General features: G+C 74.0%; 14 protein-coding genes. 6 read left to right on the top strand and 8 right to left on the bottom strand.

The genetic code is table 11. From position 1 onward, the window contains the following. The first annotated feature begins 156 nt into the window (after nucleotides 1-156). Entirely contained in the window at nucleotides 157-1,416 is a 1,260-nt protein-coding gene (locus tag JS756_RS22150) for an NAD(P)/FAD-dependent oxidoreductase (RefSeq protein ID WP_205384904.1), read from the top strand. A 53-nt stretch (nucleotides 1,417-1,469) separates the two neighbouring features. Here JS756_RS22150 and JS756_RS22145 read toward each other — a convergent pair whose 3' ends face one another. The 4 genes from JS756_RS22145 to JS756_RS22130 form a co-directional block, all read right to left on the bottom strand. Next, complete coding sequence (locus JS756_RS22145; protein WP_205384903.1) at nucleotides 1,470-2,975, bottom strand: cryptochrome/photolyase family protein; 1,506 nt, start codon at nucleotides 2,973-2,975, stop codon at nucleotides 1,470-1,472. A 201-nt stretch (nucleotides 2,976-3,176) separates the two neighbouring features. Then, nucleotides 3,177-4,013 carry a YqjF family protein gene (locus tag JS756_RS22140; protein ID WP_205384902.1) on the bottom strand — a complete coding sequence of 279 codons (837 nt, stop codon included), beginning with the start codon at nucleotides 4,011-4,013 and terminating at the stop codon, nucleotides 3,177-3,179. Continuing rightward, nucleotides 4,006-4,677 (bottom strand): SDR family NAD(P)-dependent oxidoreductase, encoded by a 672-nt coding sequence (locus tag JS756_RS22135; protein ID WP_205384901.1) that lies wholly within the window; start codon nucleotides 4,675-4,677, stop codon nucleotides 4,006-4,008. The genes JS756_RS22140 and JS756_RS22135 overlap by 8 nt, the downstream gene beginning before the upstream one ends. 179 nt (nucleotides 4,678-4,856) lie before the next feature. Beyond that, on the bottom strand, nucleotides 4,857-5,423 hold the full coding sequence (locus JS756_RS22130) for a DUF4383 domain-containing protein (RefSeq protein WP_205384900.1): 567 nt from the start codon (nucleotides 5,421-5,423) through the stop codon (nucleotides 4,857-4,859). A 248-nt stretch (nucleotides 5,424-5,671) separates the two neighbouring features. Between JS756_RS22130 and JS756_RS22125 the strand changes: the two genes are divergently transcribed. Further along, complete coding sequence (locus tag JS756_RS22125; protein ID WP_205384899.1) at nucleotides 5,672-6,751, top strand: MerR family transcriptional regulator; 1,080 nt, start codon at nucleotides 5,672-5,674, stop codon at nucleotides 6,749-6,751. 164 nt (nucleotides 6,752-6,915) lie between these two features. Here the strand turns inward: JS756_RS22125 and JS756_RS22120 are convergent, their stop codons facing one another. Next, entirely contained in the window at nucleotides 6,916-7,542 is a 627-nt protein-coding gene (locus JS756_RS22120) for a sigma-70 family RNA polymerase sigma factor (protein ID WP_205384898.1), read from the bottom strand. 296 nt (nucleotides 7,543-7,838) lie between these two features. On the opposite strand from JS756_RS22120, the gene JS756_RS22115 reads away from it, so the two are divergent. Continuing rightward, nucleotides 7,839-8,249 carry an SsgA family sporulation/cell division regulator gene (locus JS756_RS22115; protein ID WP_205384897.1) on the top strand — a complete coding sequence of 137 codons (411 nt, stop codon included), beginning with the start codon at nucleotides 7,839-7,841 and terminating at the stop codon, nucleotides 8,247-8,249. 517 nt (nucleotides 8,250-8,766) lie between these two features. Here JS756_RS22115 and JS756_RS22110 read toward each other — a convergent pair. Then, nucleotides 8,767-10,260 (bottom strand): long-chain-fatty-acid--CoA ligase, encoded by a 1,494-nt coding sequence (locus JS756_RS22110; RefSeq protein WP_205384896.1) that lies wholly within the window; start codon nucleotides 10,258-10,260, stop codon nucleotides 8,767-8,769. Nucleotides 10,261-10,419: 159 nt separating this feature from the next. On the opposite strand from JS756_RS22110, the gene JS756_RS22105 reads away from it, so the two are divergent. Both JS756_RS22105 and JS756_RS22100 read left to right on the top strand, forming a co-directional pair. Next, a complete protein-coding gene (locus JS756_RS22105; protein WP_240204163.1) occupies nucleotides 10,420-11,592 on the top strand; it encodes a PucR family transcriptional regulator in 1,173 nt (390 codons plus the stop codon). 162 nt (nucleotides 11,593-11,754) lie between these two features. Beyond that, entirely contained in the window at nucleotides 11,755-12,102 is a 348-nt protein-coding gene (locus tag JS756_RS22100; RefSeq protein ID WP_205384895.1) for a GvpU-like protein, read from the top strand. 174 nt (nucleotides 12,103-12,276) lie between these two features. Here the strand turns inward: JS756_RS22100 and JS756_RS22095 are convergent, their stop codons facing one another. Next, nucleotides 12,277-12,735 carry a MarR family winged helix-turn-helix transcriptional regulator gene (locus JS756_RS22095; RefSeq protein WP_205384894.1) on the bottom strand — a complete coding sequence of 153 codons (459 nt, stop codon included), beginning with the start codon at nucleotides 12,733-12,735 and terminating at the stop codon, nucleotides 12,277-12,279. Nucleotides 12,736-12,929: 194 nt separating this feature from the next. Beyond that, complete coding sequence (locus tag JS756_RS22090) at nucleotides 12,930-14,072, bottom strand: phospholipase D-like domain-containing protein (RefSeq protein WP_205384893.1); 1,143 nt, start codon at nucleotides 14,070-14,072, stop codon at nucleotides 12,930-12,932. A gap of 162 nt (nucleotides 14,073-14,234) precedes the next feature. On the opposite strand from JS756_RS22090, the gene JS756_RS22085 reads away from it, so the two are divergent. Beyond that, nucleotides 14,235-14,732: a peptidylprolyl isomerase gene (locus tag JS756_RS22085; RefSeq protein ID WP_205384892.1), complete on the top strand. Its 498-nt coding sequence runs from the start codon at nucleotides 14,235-14,237 to the stop codon at nucleotides 14,730-14,732. Nucleotides 14,733-14,964: the final 232 nt, after the last annotated feature.

Genomic DNA, 14,964 nt, shown 5'->3' with positions numbered 1-14,964 from the left:
CGGAGCGGCGGGACCGCCGGGGCCGGGCCGGCGACACGCGTCGCCGGGCTGCATCCGCGGGCCCGGCGCGCCGGGAACACTGGGGGCAGGTGTGTGCCGGAACGCCGCGGTCGCTCGCGCTCGCGGTGCCGGCCCGGAGGTGGGAGAGGTGGTCGTGTGTCCCCTGCCCGGGACGCGACGGACGTGCTGGTCGTGGGAGCCGGCGTGGCCGGCCTGGCCTGTGCCCGCGATCTGCTGGCGTCCGGTGCGGACGTGCGTGTCGTGGAGGGCTCGGACGCGGTCGGGGGCCGGATGCGCACCGACCGCGTGGAGGGGTTCGTCGTCGATCGCGGGTTCCAGGTCTTCAACACGTCCTACCCGCAGGTCCGTCGCCGGCTGACCCTGCGGGACCTCCGGCTGCGCCCGTTCACCCCGGGCGTGCTCGTCCATGCCGAGGCGGGGCGGCTGCGGTTCAGCGATCCGACGCGGCGTCCGGGCTCGCTGCCGGATCTGCTGCCGGGCCGCCTCGCCGGACCCCGTGACCTGCTCGCCCTCGGGCTGCTGTCGGCCCGGGACATGCTCGCTGCGCCGCGGCGGCTGAAGGCGGCCGGGGACACCACCACACGGACCGCGCTGGCCGACGCCGGGGTCTCGGACGCGTTGATCGAACGGTTCTTCCGGCCGTTCCTGTCGGGCGTCTTCCTGGAGGACGAGCTGGAGACCTCCGGCCGCTTCTTCCACCTGGTGTGGCGCAGCATGCTGCGCGGCACCCTCTGCCTGCCCAGGGACGGCATCGGGGCCGTTCCGCGTGCACTGGGCGCCGCCCTGCCGGAGGGGACCGTGCATCTGGAGACGCCGGTGGCACGCCTGACGCCGGACGGTGCCCTGACCGCGGACGGCCGGGAGCTGCCCGCCCGTGCCGTGGTGGTGGCGACCGGCCCGGGACCGCTCGCCGCCCTGCTGCCCGAGGTCGCGGTGCCCGACTACCGCGTGGTGACCACGTACTACCACGTCGTCGGGCGGTCCCCGCTGGGCGAGCCCACCCTGCTGGTCGACACCCGGCGCCGTTTCCTCAACACGTGTGTGCTCAGCGAGGTGGTGCGCGGCCACGCCCCGCCCGGTCACGCGCTGGTGGCCACATCGGTCCTGGGCCACGACACCGAGGGCCGGGAGCGCGCGGTGCGCGGGGCGGTCGGGGAGGCGTACGGCACCGGCACCGACTCCTGGGACCTGCTGACCGTCCGCACGATCACGGACGCGCTGCCCGCCATGACGCCGCCGCACCCGCTCAGCCGCACGACCCGGGTGGGCGCCGGGCGTTACGTGTGCGGGGACCACCGGGCCACCGGCTCGGTGCAGGGCGCGATGGCCTCGGGCGCGCGCGCCGCACGCGAGGTGCTGCGGGACCTGGGGCACGGGCGGCGGACCGGGGCGTGAGCGGACCCGGGGTGGCCGGGCCGCCCGTCCGCGCCAGGTGTCCCGAGAGGGCCTCAGGGTGCTGCGTCGCCCCGCTGCCGTTCCTGACGCAGCAGTTCCTCCAGGTCACGGAGCCGGTCCAGCCCCCGTACCGCCTGAACGGTGCGCCGGTTGCCGGCCAGCAGGGAGCGGTGCCGGTGCAGGAAGGCCCAATAGCCGGCGGTGAACGGGCAGGCCCGCTCCCCCACGCGCTCGGTCGGCCGGTGGGCGCAGCCGCCGCAGAAGTCGCTCATGCGGTTGAGGTAGGCGCCGCCGGAGGTGTACGGCTTGGTGGTCATGCGCCCGCCGTCGGCGTACTGGGACATGCCGACGACGTTGGGGACCATCACCCAGTCGTAGCCGTCGACGAAGCAGCGGTGGAACCAGTCCGTCACCGCCCGCGGGTCCCAGCCGCGCTGGAGGGCGTGGCTGCCGAGGACCATCAGCCGGGGGATGTGATGGGTCCAGCCGGTGTCGCGCACCTCGGCGAGAGCCGTGGCCAGGCACCGCGCGGTGACGGCGTCGGCGTCCAGCTCCAGGAACCAGTCAGGGAGCGGCGCGTGGTGCCGCAGGGCGTTGCCCTCGCGGTAGGCGCCGCCGAAGTACCAGTACACCTGCCAGACATACTCGCGCCATCCGGCGACCTGGCGGACGAAGCCCTCCACGCTGTTGATCGGTGCCCGGCCGGACCGCCAGGCGTGCTCGGCGCGTTCGACGCACTCCGCAGGGTCCAGCAGGCCGAGGTTGAGCGACGACGACAGCAGGCTGTGGCTCATCACCGGGTCCTTCGCGAGCATCGCGTCCTCGTGCGGTCCGAAGCCGGCGAGTCGGTGCTCGACGAACCGCCGCAGCGCTGCGAGAGCTTCGCGGCGCGTGGCGGGGAAGCGGCGGGGCCCGTCGCGGCCGACGAACCGGGTGGAGCCGTCGCGTTCCCAGCGGTCGAGGTCGTACCGCACCTCGTCGTCGATGTCGTCCTCACGTGGCCGGTAGGGGGCCGGGGCGCCCAGGGTGGAGGCCCCCTCGGGCGGGGCCTCACGGTTGTCGTGGTCGTGGTTCCAGCGTCCGCCCACCGGGGCGTCACCGTCCATCAGCAGGTGCCGGCCGCGCCGGACCCAGCGGTAGAAGTCCTCCTGGCGCAGGCGCCCGCCGCCCAGGCCGTCGGCCCAGACACGGAAGTCGCCGGTCGGGACGAGAAAGCCCCGTGCGGGCAGCACGGTGACACCGTCGAGGGACTCCACCAGCCGCAGGGCCGCGTGGGAGGTCGGGTGATGGACCGTCACCCGGCCCTCGCCGACGGCCTCACGAAGTCCTTCGCGGTAGGTGTCACAGCGGATGTAGCGGACCCGGTCGCCGAGTTCGGCGGCGCGGTGCCGCATCGCGGACAGGACGAGATGGGCCTTGGCGCGGTGGAAGCGGCGGCGGCGGAAGACCGAGCGGGCCTCGATCATCACCAGCGGCGCGTCCCGGCCGGGGCCGTCGGGGCCGGGGGTGAGGAAGTGGGGTCCGAGCTGGTCGCCGAAGAGCCAGTGGAACGTGGTCATGGGAGGTGTCGTCTCCGTCGTCCGTGCGCGTTTCGTCGAGGGTGAGGGCCGGGTCGCCGGCCGGCGGGTGCGGTACTGCCGTTGCGGGGGCCGGGCGTATCCGCGCGGCCCCCGCACCGCGGAAGGAGGGGGTGCAGGTCCGCGGTCCCGGAGCCCGGGGCCGGGACCGCGGACCGCGCCGGTCGTTCGCGGGGGCGTCCGTCATGCGGAGCCCGGTCGGGTCGCGCCGAGCGGGGCGGCTCCGGGGTGCCGGGCCCCGCCGGTCCCGGCGGGCAGGGGCTCCGGCGGGCCGAAGCGCACCGGTACGCCGGGGGCGTACAGGACGCTCACGGGTGCGTCCCGGGGCGGGGTGAGGCCGGCGTCCTCGACAAGGGTCTCGTCCAGGCCGATCAGTGAGCAGCCGCGGAACGTCCAGGCCGGATGGATCTGGGGCATGTAGTACGACCGTCCCCGCACGCGCGCGTGGAGTCCCCAGCGGCTGGTGAGGAACTGCTCCAGCGGGTCCGGGGTCACGGCCGTTCCGTCGACGTCCACCCAGACACGGGCGCCCGGATGACCGCGTCGGAGGCCGTCGACCCGGTAGATCAGCCGGTGGTCGAACCAGTGGCCGAAGACCCGTGACCAGCGGTACGGCAGCCCGAGGCCCACGCGCGCGGCGAGGACCGGCAGCAGCCGGTCGCAGTCCAGCGACCGGAACACCACCCCGCGCCGGCCCAGCGCGTCCCTGCTGCAGAGGCGGACGTTGACCTCGCCGAACGTACCCAGGTACGGCAGGGCGGGCGAGGCGCCGAACGCGAGGTCCTGCATCCGGAACAGGACGAGGCCCACGTAGGCGTGCCCGTCGTACAGGTCGGGGACGGTGCCCGCGGGCAGCAGGCGGGCCACCTCGAACGGGTCCGCCCGCCAGTGCACGAACACCAGGTCGCGCCAGTGCTGCCGGAACACCACACGGCGCAGCGCTCTGGGCGGGACCGGGGTGACCTCCTCCGGCCGGCGGAACGTCCGCACGGGGCGGGTACGCGGGCGCGGCTCAGGCATGGCCGGCCGTCCCCGAGGACACCAGGGCCTCGACGATCTCGTCGGCGGCCTCGTCGACCGTGCGGCCCGGCGGCAGCCTGGGCGGATCGCCCACGACGGCCCGCCGGGCGAACCCGGACTCGGTGTGCGGCAGGCGGATGTCCAGGACGGCCGGGCCGACGCGCCGCCGTTCGCGGCGGACCGCGGCCAGCCAGGCTGCCAGCGCCGCCTTCGCCGCGCCGTAGTCCGCCATTCCGGCCGGGACGACGTCGACGACCGGCCCCGTCACGGCGGCGAGGACACCCCGGGGCGGCACGACGGGCAGCGCGGCCCGCAGGAACGCCATCGGGGCGAGGGCGTTGACGGTGAACAGGTGCTCGGCGACGGTGTCGTCGACCGCCGGGGCGGGGCCGAACGCGGGGACGCCGACGAGCACGACGACCGCGTCGAGGCCCCCGAGCCGTTCCGCGGCCCGGGTGACGGTGTGCGCGCACCGATCGAGGCCGTAGGCGTCGAAGCGGAACGCCGGGGCGCCGCCGCAGGCCTCGGCGACACGTTGCAGGGCGACCGGGTCGCGTCCGGCCACCGCGACGCGGGCTCCCCGCCCGTGCAGTCGCCCGGCCAGGGCGGCGCCGATGGCCCCGGTGGCGCCCGGCACGAGAATGCGTGCGCCTTCGACGTTCATGCCGCTCCTCCTGCTCTCGGTCGGCGGATTCTTGTCGGCCGTGCCCGGTCGGCTGTCCCCCTGGGGGCGAGGGACCTGAGCCGGCGCCCGGCGCTGCGGGTCCCCTGCGGGACGGAGGGCCCGGCCGGCGTGGAGGCTGAACCGCCCGCCCCCGCGTCCTCCGTACCGTCGGGCAGGGGTCACTCGTGCCGTTCCGGAAGCGGGCGGGCGGGGGCCGCTCCGGCTGCCGCGGTCAGTTCGGACTGCCGGGCACGGCGCCGGGCGGCCAGGGACTCGCGCGCCGCCTCCCGGGGGTGCCGGCGGCGCCAGTACGGGTTGTCGTGCGGCAGCTTGCCGGAGACCCGTCCGTACATGCCGAAGGTCAGCAGGAGCAGTGCCATCACGAAGGCGAAGATGACGTTGCTCATGCCGAAGTCGAGGACGTTCGCGGAGCGGTCGAGGATGAAGAGGTGGATGTAGCCGCTGAGCAGGAACAACGTCCCGACGATCAGGTTGAGCGTGGACGCTGTGTTGCCCCCGACGACGGCGCCGGCGAGCAGGACGAGTCCGGTGACGACCGAGATCAGGCTCAGCAGTCCGTTGGTGCTGAGTCCGGCGATCTCGGTCCCGTCGGTGTCGAAGGGCCTGAGCTCGTCCGCGAACCCCAGGCAGCCGAACACCAGCAGGATGAGGCCGCACAGCCCGGCACCGTAGCGGTAGATCGTGGCCAGCCGGTGATCGACGGGAAGCTCGTCGCGCAGCTTCATGGCGTGTCCTCTCCGTGGGGGGCGGGAGGCGCGGCGACGCCGACGTCCCCTCCGCTTTGATCTCTTTTCCGGAGGAAGGCGGTGAAGGGTTGCATTCCGATGGATTCCTTCGGAGGGAGGCTGCCGGGACCTCGTGCATCCACGGCGGGCCGTCGGGGCGAAGAAGGGCGTGCCCGGGCTTGCGCATGCCGGGCACGCAGCGACCGCAGCACCTACCGCCGCAGAGAGGACGAGGCAGTGCGCGCACGATGGACGTGACCGGGGAGGAACCGGCCGCCATGGGGGTGACGACCGGTTCCCTCGCCCGCAAGCTCGGTGTCTCCCCCACGACACTGCGTTCCTGGGACCGGCGCTACGGACTGGGCCCGGCGACGCGGGTCCAGGGGCGCCACCGCCGCTGGACGCCTGACGACGTGGCCATGGTGCAGGAGATGTGCCGTCTCACCGCCGCGGGCGTCCCGCCGGCCGAGGCGGCCCGCGCGGCCAAGCTGCAGCACACTCCCGCCCACGCCACCGCCGGTCCCGTACCGGGCGCCCCGGCGCGGCCCCCGACCGGTCCGGGGCGGCCTCCGGCGGCGGTGGAGGAGCCGCCCGCCGGGACACGGTCGCACTCGGGAAGCGGTCTGCCGCTCGGCGACGTCCGCCGGGAGTGCCGCGGGCTGGCCCGCGCGGCCGTAAGGATGGACTCCGCGGCCGTGCAGGAGCAGGTGGCCCTCGCAGTCGCGGCGTACGGCCTGACCCACGCCTGGGAGACGGTGCTGACCCCCACGTTGCGCGCCGTGGGCCGCAAATGGGAGTCGACCGACGACCGGTACGTGGAGGTGGAGCACCTGCTGTCGTGGCACGTCTCCGCCGCTCTGCGCCGCGCCTACGTGGAGGCCTCGCTGCACCGGCCGGCGCTGGACGTCCCGCCGGTGCTGCTGGCCTGCCTTCCGGGCGAGCAGCACACGCTGCCGCTGGAGGCGCTGGCGGCGGTGCTGACCGAGCGGCATCTGCCGGTGCTGATGCTCGGTGCCGCCGTGCCGGCCGAGGCGCTGCTGGCCGCCGTCCAGCGGACCGGGCCGGGCGCCGTGGTGCTGTGGTCACAGTCCCGGACCACCGCGGACGCGGCGCTGGCGCACCACATCGCCGACACGCGGTGGGGTGTCGCCGGGGCCCGGACACACAGCCGGGTCCTGCTCAGCGGTCCCGGCTGGGGTCTGCGCCACGCGCCGCCCCTGCTGCGTCCGCGCGGGCTGGGCGAGGCCGTCTCGATGGCGGTCACCGCGGCCGAGGCCAGAGCCTCGGCGGGCGGCACGGAGGCCGCGGGGCAGAGCGGCAGGTCGTGACGCCCGGCGCAGACCGGCCCGGCGCCCGCCGCGAAACGAGTCGGACCGGGGGTTTCGCAGGCGCCGACGGCCGGGGCGCCCGCATCCCCGCGCCCAGTGGCCCGGTGGACCGCGACGAGCGGGCGCACGGCCCGTGACGGTGACCCGGGAGTCGAGGGTCGCGGTCAGGCCGGGCAGGCGACCTCGCTGTCCTGCAGGCAGCGGCCGAGTCGGTGCAGTCCCCGGCGGGCATGGCTCTTGACCGTGCCGAGCGGCCAGCCGGTCACCTGGGAGATCTGCGCCTGGGTGAGGTCGTCGTAGAACGTGAGGCTGAGGACGCGGCGCTGCGCCTCCGGCAGCGTCGCCATCGCCTGGTGCACCAGCACCCGGTCGAGTGCGCCCTGGAGCTCCGAGGTGCGGCACCGTTCGTCCAGCACCATGCGGGAACCGGCCGCGGCCAGCAGCTCTCCGCGCCGGGTGCGGGCGGACAGCGCGTCGGCCACCTTGCGGCGGGTGATACCCACCAGCCAGGCCGACAGCGCGCCGCGGGCCGGGTCGAAGCCCTTCCGGCCGCGCCAGGCGGCGAGGAACACGCTCTGGGTGATGTCCTCGGCCTCCCCCGCATCGCCGACGCCGCGCCGGGCGAGAGCGTAGACCAGCGGCTTCCAGGCGCGGTGGACGTCGGCTAGGGCGCTCTCGTCCCCGTCGAGGAAGCGGGCGGCCAGCGCGGCGTCCGCACCGGGCTCGTGTTCCTGCGGCAGGCCTGTGACCCGGCTCGTGACGTCGGTGCGGACTGTGTGGCGTGCGGTCATGGCGACCACTCCCGGCTCGGACGGTGTGTTGCGCGACGGTGCGCGGACCCGACGGACAGATCGGGCTGCGCCCTCCGGCTCACCGTCACGCAAAACGATGCAGGCGAACAACTCGCATCGACGTTGCATCGTTTTGCCGCGCATCCGTCAGACCGGTCGGCGGGAAACAGAGAACGTGGCCGCGGCCCGAGCGCGCTCCCCCGCGCACCGCCGCGGACTCCGCGGCCCGCTCTCCCTGGAGGCACGCGCACGACGCGTTCGGCCCGCCCGACGGCACACAGGCCCGCAGGCGGCCCGTGTGCCCCTGTCTCACCCTGAACGTGCTGCTGGTCCTCAGCGCCGAGGAAGCCGTCTCGCTCGACGTCCGCTTCGCCTACGACGCCGACGACCCGCTCGCCGTGCAGATGGGGTTCCCAGGCGCCCCGGGCCACCATCCTCCCTGGGTGTTCTCGCGCGACCTGCCGGCCGCCGGCCTGCGCGCCCCGTCCGGCGACGGCGACGTGCGGGTCCGGCCCCCCTGCAGGTGCCACTCGTCCGACAAGGTCCGGATCCTGCTGCACGGCCGACGCGCCGCGGCGGTGCTGTACGTTCGGGCCGCGCCGCTGGAGGACTGGCTGGCGCGGACCTTCGCCCTGGTCCCGGCCGGCACCGAGGGGGCTCACCTGCTCATCGAGGAGGCGCTGGCGCGCCTGCTGGGCCGACCGTGAGCACCATTCCGCGGAGATGGTGACGGGTCTCCCGATCACTCGTTCGACCCGCGGAGCGTTCAGCTCCGGCCGGGCGCGGACCGCGCGTGGTGGGCGGCGGCCGCGACACCGCACTGTGCAGCCGCTTCGGCCGGAACGTCGTGGCGCGCGGTGTGGCGGGCCTCCTCGGGTGCCCGGTACCTGCTCGCCGCCGGGAGCCGGGCGGTGGCGCGGCTCCGGGCCTCGGAGGGACTGCGGGCCGGCGCCGACGGCCGGTTCCGCGGCGTCAGGGCTCCGGTGGAACGCCCGGTGGAGGTCACCGGCCGGCCGGCCGACGGGACGGTGCGCGCTGCGGGTGGGTGAGACCGCCGGGGCGCGACCCGCCGGACCGGCCGCGCCCCCGGACAGCGGGAGCGCTCCGTCAGGCCCCGTCCGCCCGCCGCCCCGCGCCGGGGCGAGGACGGCGCCCGTTCGGGGCGGGGGCGGGTCGCGGGTGGGCGGCGCGCGGTGCACTCCGACCGCTCCGGCGACGCCTCCGTCAGCGGGCCGGGGCCGTGATCTGCCGCTTGAGGATCTTGCCGCTCGGGCCCATGGGCAGCGCGTCCACCAGCCAGACCTTGCGGGGGTACTTGTAGGCGGCGACGCGCTCGCGCACGAACTCCTGGATCTCCTCGGCCGTCGCCCGTGCGCCCGGTCGCAGGACGACCGCCGCGGCCACCTCCTCGCCGAGGCGCTCGTCGGGCACACCGAGGACGGCGGCCAGGGCCACCGCCGGGTGCTCGTGCAGCACCTCCTCGATCTCGCGCGGGTAGACGTTGTAGCCGCCGCGGATGACGAGGTCCTTCTTGCGGTCGACGATGTAGAGGTAGCCGTCCTCGTCGCGGCGCGCCAGGTCGCCGGTGCGCAGCCAGCCGTCCGGGACGGTGGCGGCGGTCTCCTCGGGGCGGTTCCAGTAGCCCTTCATCAGGTTCGGCCCGCGCACGGCCAGTTCGCCCACCTCGCCCGGGGCGACGTCGCGGCCGGCGTCGTCCACCAGACGCACCTCGACGTCACGGATGGGGGTGCCGACGGAGCCGGGCCTGCGGGGCCGGTCGGGGTGGTTGAAGGACACGACGGGGCTGGTCTCCGACATGCCGAAACCCTCCAGCACCATGCATCCGAACTGCTCCTCGAACGCGTGCAGGATCTCCACCGGCAGCGACGCGCCGCCCGAGATGCACATGCGGAGCGTGGAGACGTCGGCGTCGGCCGCCGCCGGGTGCTGAAGGAGCGCCGCGTACATGGTGGGCACGCCCTCGAAGACCGTCGCCCGGTCGCGGGCGATGGCGTCCAGCACCGTCTGCGGGTCGAAGCGGGGCACCAGGGTCAGTGACGCGCCGCTGCGCACGGCGACGTTCATGGTGCACGTCTGGCCGAAGATGTGGAACAGCGGCAGGCAGCCCACGACCACGTCGTCGGGCGTCATCCGCTGCACTTCGGCGACGTTGACCTCGGTGTTGTGCCGCAGCCCGGCGTGGGTGAGCGCGGCTCCCTTGGGGCGGCCGGTGGTTCCGGAGGTGTACAGCAGGACGGCGACGTCGTCCGCGGCGGCGGGGGCTGTCCCGGCCTGCGGTTCCTGCTCGGCCAGGCGGGCGGCGAAGGCCTCGGGCTCCACGGCGATGCACCGCACCCCGGCGGCGTCCGCTCCCTCGGAGCCCTCCCCGGGCGCGGCGTGCCATTCGAGGAGCAGCACGGCGCCGCAGTCGCCCAGGTGATAGGCGGTCTCACGGGCCTTGAGCAGCGGATTGAGGGGGACCACGATCCCGCCGGCGCGCAGGATGCCGTAATAGAGGACGACGAACTCCGGCACGTTCGGCAGCATCAGGGCGACCCGGTCGCCGTCGCGCAGGCCCTCGGCGCGCAGCAGCGTGGCGGCCTGGGCGCTCAGCCGGTCGAGCTCCGCGTAGGTCAGGGTGGCCGTGCCCAGCCGCAGCGCGGGGCGCTCCGGCTGCCGTTGTGCCGTCTCGACCAGGAATTCCGCCAGATTGGCCATGATGCCTCCTTGCACACATGATCGTGGCGCTGCGGACGGGCCGCCGCCGATGCTCACGGCATGGTGGCTCCCCGGTCGGCGGGCGTCCATGGCCGCACCGACAGTGCACGGCCCGGCGGATTGTCCCGGGGGACAAGAATACGGTTGTACGCTGCAGTGATGAGCCTTTCGGAGGTGGGAGCGGCGCTGCGGGCGCGCGTCCCGGAGCTGGGTGAGCGGATGGCGGAGCGCATCCGCGACGAGGTCGAGTCCTATGCGGACGAGTCGCTGATCCCGTTCGCGTCGCTGCGGCACTCCTGCCAGGGCAACGCCGACCTGGTGCTCCGGCACATCGCCACCGGCCCGGACTCGGCGACCGAGGTGCGGCCGGCGCTGGACACCGGGCGGCTGCGCGCCGAGCAGGGCGTCCCGCTGGCCGACACCCTGCACGCCTACCGCGTCGGCTTCGAGTTCCTGTGGTCGCAGGTCGTGGCCGAGGCCCCCCGGCATCCCCAGGTCACGGACGCGCACCTGGTGGCGGGTTCGTCGGAGATCTGGGCGCTGTTCGGCCGCTACGCGGAAGCCGTGGCCGCCGCCTACCGGGAGACGAGCGCCGAACTGGCGCTGCAGCGGGAGGCCCGCCGCTCGGCACTGGTGGAAGCCCTCTTCACGGGCGCCCTCGCGGGGTCGGCTACCCCGTGGGAGGTGGCCCGGCAACTCGGTCTGCCCGAGCGGGGTCCCTACGCCGTGGTCGCCGCGTCCGTTCCGGACCCGGGTCAGGAGCCGCTGCCCGGGATCGAGGCGGCGCTGCGTCAGGCACACCTGCCGTCAGCCTGGCGGCTGCTGCCCGACGAGCAGATCGGGCTGGTCGCGCTGACGCGCCAGGACGCGGAGGCGGTGGCCCTGAAGACACTGCGGCGCTGCCGGGCGCGGGTGGGGGTCAGTCCGCAGTTCGACGCGTTGCGGGACACCCCGCAGGCGCTGCGCTTCGCCCGGCTGGCGCTGGCGGGGCTGGTGGACGGCGAACCCGGCGTGGCCCGGTTCGACGACAGCCCGCTCGCCATGCTCGTCGCCGCCGCGCCCGCGGAGGCGAGCCGTCTGGTGCAGGTCGCCATGGGGCCATTGCTCGACCTGCCCGACGCCGAACGTGCCCGGCTGCTGCAGACCCTCGGGCACTGGTTCGCCGCGGGCGGCGCCGCGGCGGAGGCGGCCGACCGTCTCTACGTCCACCCGAACACCGTCCGCTACCGGCTGCGCCGCATCGAGAAGCTGACACGGCGTTCCCTCTCCGACCCGGCCGCCGTGGCCGACCTGGGCGCCGCCCTGCATGCCCTGCGCCTGGTCCCGCGGTGACGACGGCGGCCCGCGCTCTCTCGGCAGGCGCGCCCGCGACCGGCGGCCCGGCGGTGTCCGACCGCCGGTGAGCCGGCTGCGCGGCGGAGAGCGGAGACGGGCCGGCCGCTGCCGGAACCACCCCTCGAGAGCAGCCCGGTTGGTGATCAGTAGGGTCGTGCCATGACCGTTCGAGATGATCTCCTGATCGACCTGATCAACCGCACCGAGATGGAGGGCGCCGGTCCGCGGATCACGGTCGTGACGGAGGGTTCGGTGCTCACCGGGCGCCTCGCGGCACAGCGGCACTGGGCGGCGCGCGTCGCGGGCCGGCTCGGTGACGAGGGCATGCCGGACCAGCGCTTCGCGGAGGACTTCGCGCGTCAGGCCGCGGAGCCCCTGGAGTATCCGCCGGCGTTCCTCCATCTCCAGGGATGTCAGCTGATCTCCGGGGCGAGCAGTCTTCCCGCCGCCCTCGGCGAGTTCTTCCGGGTGCCGCTGACCGCGGTGAGCGCGTGGAGCGCACGCTGACCCCATGTCTCGTCGGCGGTGCCGGCAGCACGCCCGCGCGGCTCGCGGGGTCGGGGTCCGCCGGACGGCTCCGGGGACCCCGCTCCACCGGCACGGTGATCCGGGCCGCCGTGTGCGCCGAGGTCTCCGCGCCGTTCAGCCCCAGCACCGGGGCGCGGCGGTCGGCGTCGGCGTTCAGTGGTGCCAGGCCTGTCCGCCCGTGTTGTGGATGATGCGCTGGAGCACCTTGAGGGTGGTCAGGTACTCCTCGTCGCCGATCCCCGCGTGCCGCTCCGCCCGCAGCTCGTCCTGCACGGCCGCGGCCTCGGCCTGGAAGGCCCTGCCCTCGGCGGTCAGGTGCAGGAGGCCGTCGGGGTCCTCGGTGACCCAGCCCCGGTCGACGACGAGGTCGAGCTCCGCGGTGAGGGGCTGCGCGCCCACGTCGAGATAGCCCTGCAGCACGCGGATCGCCTCGTCGCGGGTCATGGCGGCGCCGGGGCGGGCGACTTGGGCCAGGATCCACCACTGCGGCTGGGTCGTTCCCAGTTCGGCGAGGGCTGCCCGGGTGCGGGTGACGACGGCCTTGTAGGCCGCCCAGCTCCAGTAGCCGATGGGCTGCCCGATCAGTTCGGCGTCGCTGTGCGAGTACTCCATGGCCTGCGCGTCCTTTCGTCGTCACCCGAGCCGTCGTCGCCCGAGCCGGTTCGACGACACCGACGGTAGGAACTCAACCGGACTTGAGGTCAAGTGCCGTTCTCTCGGCGCCTCGCGCACCGCGGAGGTCACCCGTGCGGCGCCGGGACGGACGGGCCCGCCGTGGCAGGCCCGTGCGGGCGGGAGGTGCGCGTTCAGGACACCGTGGCGGCGTACGAGCGCAGGAGGTCGAAGTTCCGGACGTACGCGTCGTGCGCGGCGGCGCCCTCCAGGCGGAGCAGTGCCTCGTCGTTGTCGCGAAGGGAGGACACGTCGAGGTTGTGCGAGCCGGTGAAGGTCCACTTCGTGTCGGGGTGTCCGGCGTAGTTGCCCTCGACGGTGAAGTACTTGGAGTGGACCAGGTAGCCGTCGGCGGTGTCGAGCTTCTTCAGCGAGAGGTTGGCGTGGCCCTTGAGGGTCGCCTCGTCGTTGCTGTCGGCGTAGACGATCTGCACGGAGCAGCCCTCGTCGGCGAGGTCTGCGAGGGCCCGGGCGACGGAGTCGCGGTGCAGGGCGAAGGCGGCGACCCGGACGACGGACTTGTGCGTGGGGGTGCCGACCGTGCTGTTACCCGTGCAGGAGACGTTCCGCAGGATGTCGACGACCACATCACCCGTGGACTGCGGAAAGAAGTAGTACTTCTCGGTGCCGACCTTCGCGCTCGTGTAGTAGTCGTCGGTGCGCTTCTCCGCCGCCAGGTCGTTGAAGTAGTCGACGTAGGCGGTGTACAGCGCGGTGTTGCCGACCACGGTGTACGCGTTGTTCCAGTATTTGGCGACGTTCAGCGAGGTCTGGTTGGCCGACGTCTGGATGACCACGTCCTCGGCCACGCCGACATCGCCGATGCGGGAGAAGGTGAAGAACTTGTTGTGGTTGATCGGATTGGTGCCGCCCGTGGCGATGCAGGCTCCCGCGGTCCCGCACACGTGGACCCAGGACGAGACGGACCTGTCCGTACCCAGCTCCGTCTCAAGGCTCCGCACGGCCGCGGAGTCGGCGTACGCGTGGTCGAGCACCACGCGGATGTTCACGCCGCGCCGGTGGGCGCGGATCAGGGCATCGGCGTAGTCCTGGTCCTTCAGGGCGTACAGGGAGGCACGGATCAGCCGCCCGCCCTGGGTGCCGTCGATCGCCTTGATGATGTGGTCCTTGACGGCGTTCTGCTGGGCCGTCGTTCCCTTGGGGTCGTTGAACACGGCACCCGTGACGACGGGGGCCTCCGCCGCGGTGGAGACACCGGTGGTCGGCAGGAACATGGTGGTGGCCAACAAGGCTGTCACGAGCAGGCGCTTGCGCACGCGGAACTCCTGAAGATCGTTTGCGGTCCGAGAGATCGGATCAGACCACACTTCTCCGCTGGTTCGCCATGCCCATGACTTCGAGGCGGCCGCCGGGCGACACGGGCGGGCGGTGAGGGGGGCGTGTGCGCGGGCCCGCCCGGATGCTGGGAGGATGGGGGTATGACGATCAAGACCTACTTCGACATCACGATCAACGACGAGCCCGCCGGGCGCATCGTGTTCAACCTCTTCGAGGACGTCGTCCCGAAGACGGCCGAGAACTTCCGCGCCCTGTGCACGGGCGAGAAGGGCTTCGGCTACGCCGGTTCGAGCTTCCACCGCGTCATCCCGGACTTCATGCTCCAGGGCGGCGACTTCACCCGCGGCAACGGCACCGGCGGCAAGAGCATCTACGGCGAGAAGTTCGCCGACGAGAACTTCCAGCTGAAGCACAGCAAGCCGGGCCTGCTGTCCATGGCCAACGCCGGCCCCAACACCAACGGCTCCCAGTTCTTCGTCACGACGATCGTCACCCAGTGGCTCGACGGCAAGCACGTCGTGTTCGGTGAGGTCGCCGACGAGGAGAGCATGAAGCTCGTCAAGAAGATCGAGTCGCTGGGCAGCCGCAGCGGCGCGACCAGCGCGAAGGTCACCATCGCCGCCAGCGGGCAGCTCTGAGCCGTCGCCGCACACCGGCAGGCTCCGTTCCCGGAGCCTGCCGGTGCCCGGGCGTCGGCCCTCGCGCGGCGTTCCGCCCGCGGGCCGGTGCCCGGGCACGACCGTGACGCACGGCGCCGCCCTCGGCGGGACGTCCGGGCCCAAGGCCCCTCGGCAGGAGTCGTGCGGGTCCGTCGTCGCCCGAAGGCACCCGTGCGTCGCGCCCTCCGGAGAAATGGGCCCCGGTCCCACG

Origin of the sequence: Streptomyces actuosus (genome assembly GCF_016921115.1) — a bacterium.
Lineage (GTDB): Bacteria > Actinomycetota > Actinomycetes > Streptomycetales > Streptomycetaceae > Streptomyces > Streptomyces actuosus_A.
The sequence above is the reverse complement of the archived record's forward strand: the minus strand, read 5'-3'. Positions and strand labels throughout refer to the sequence as shown.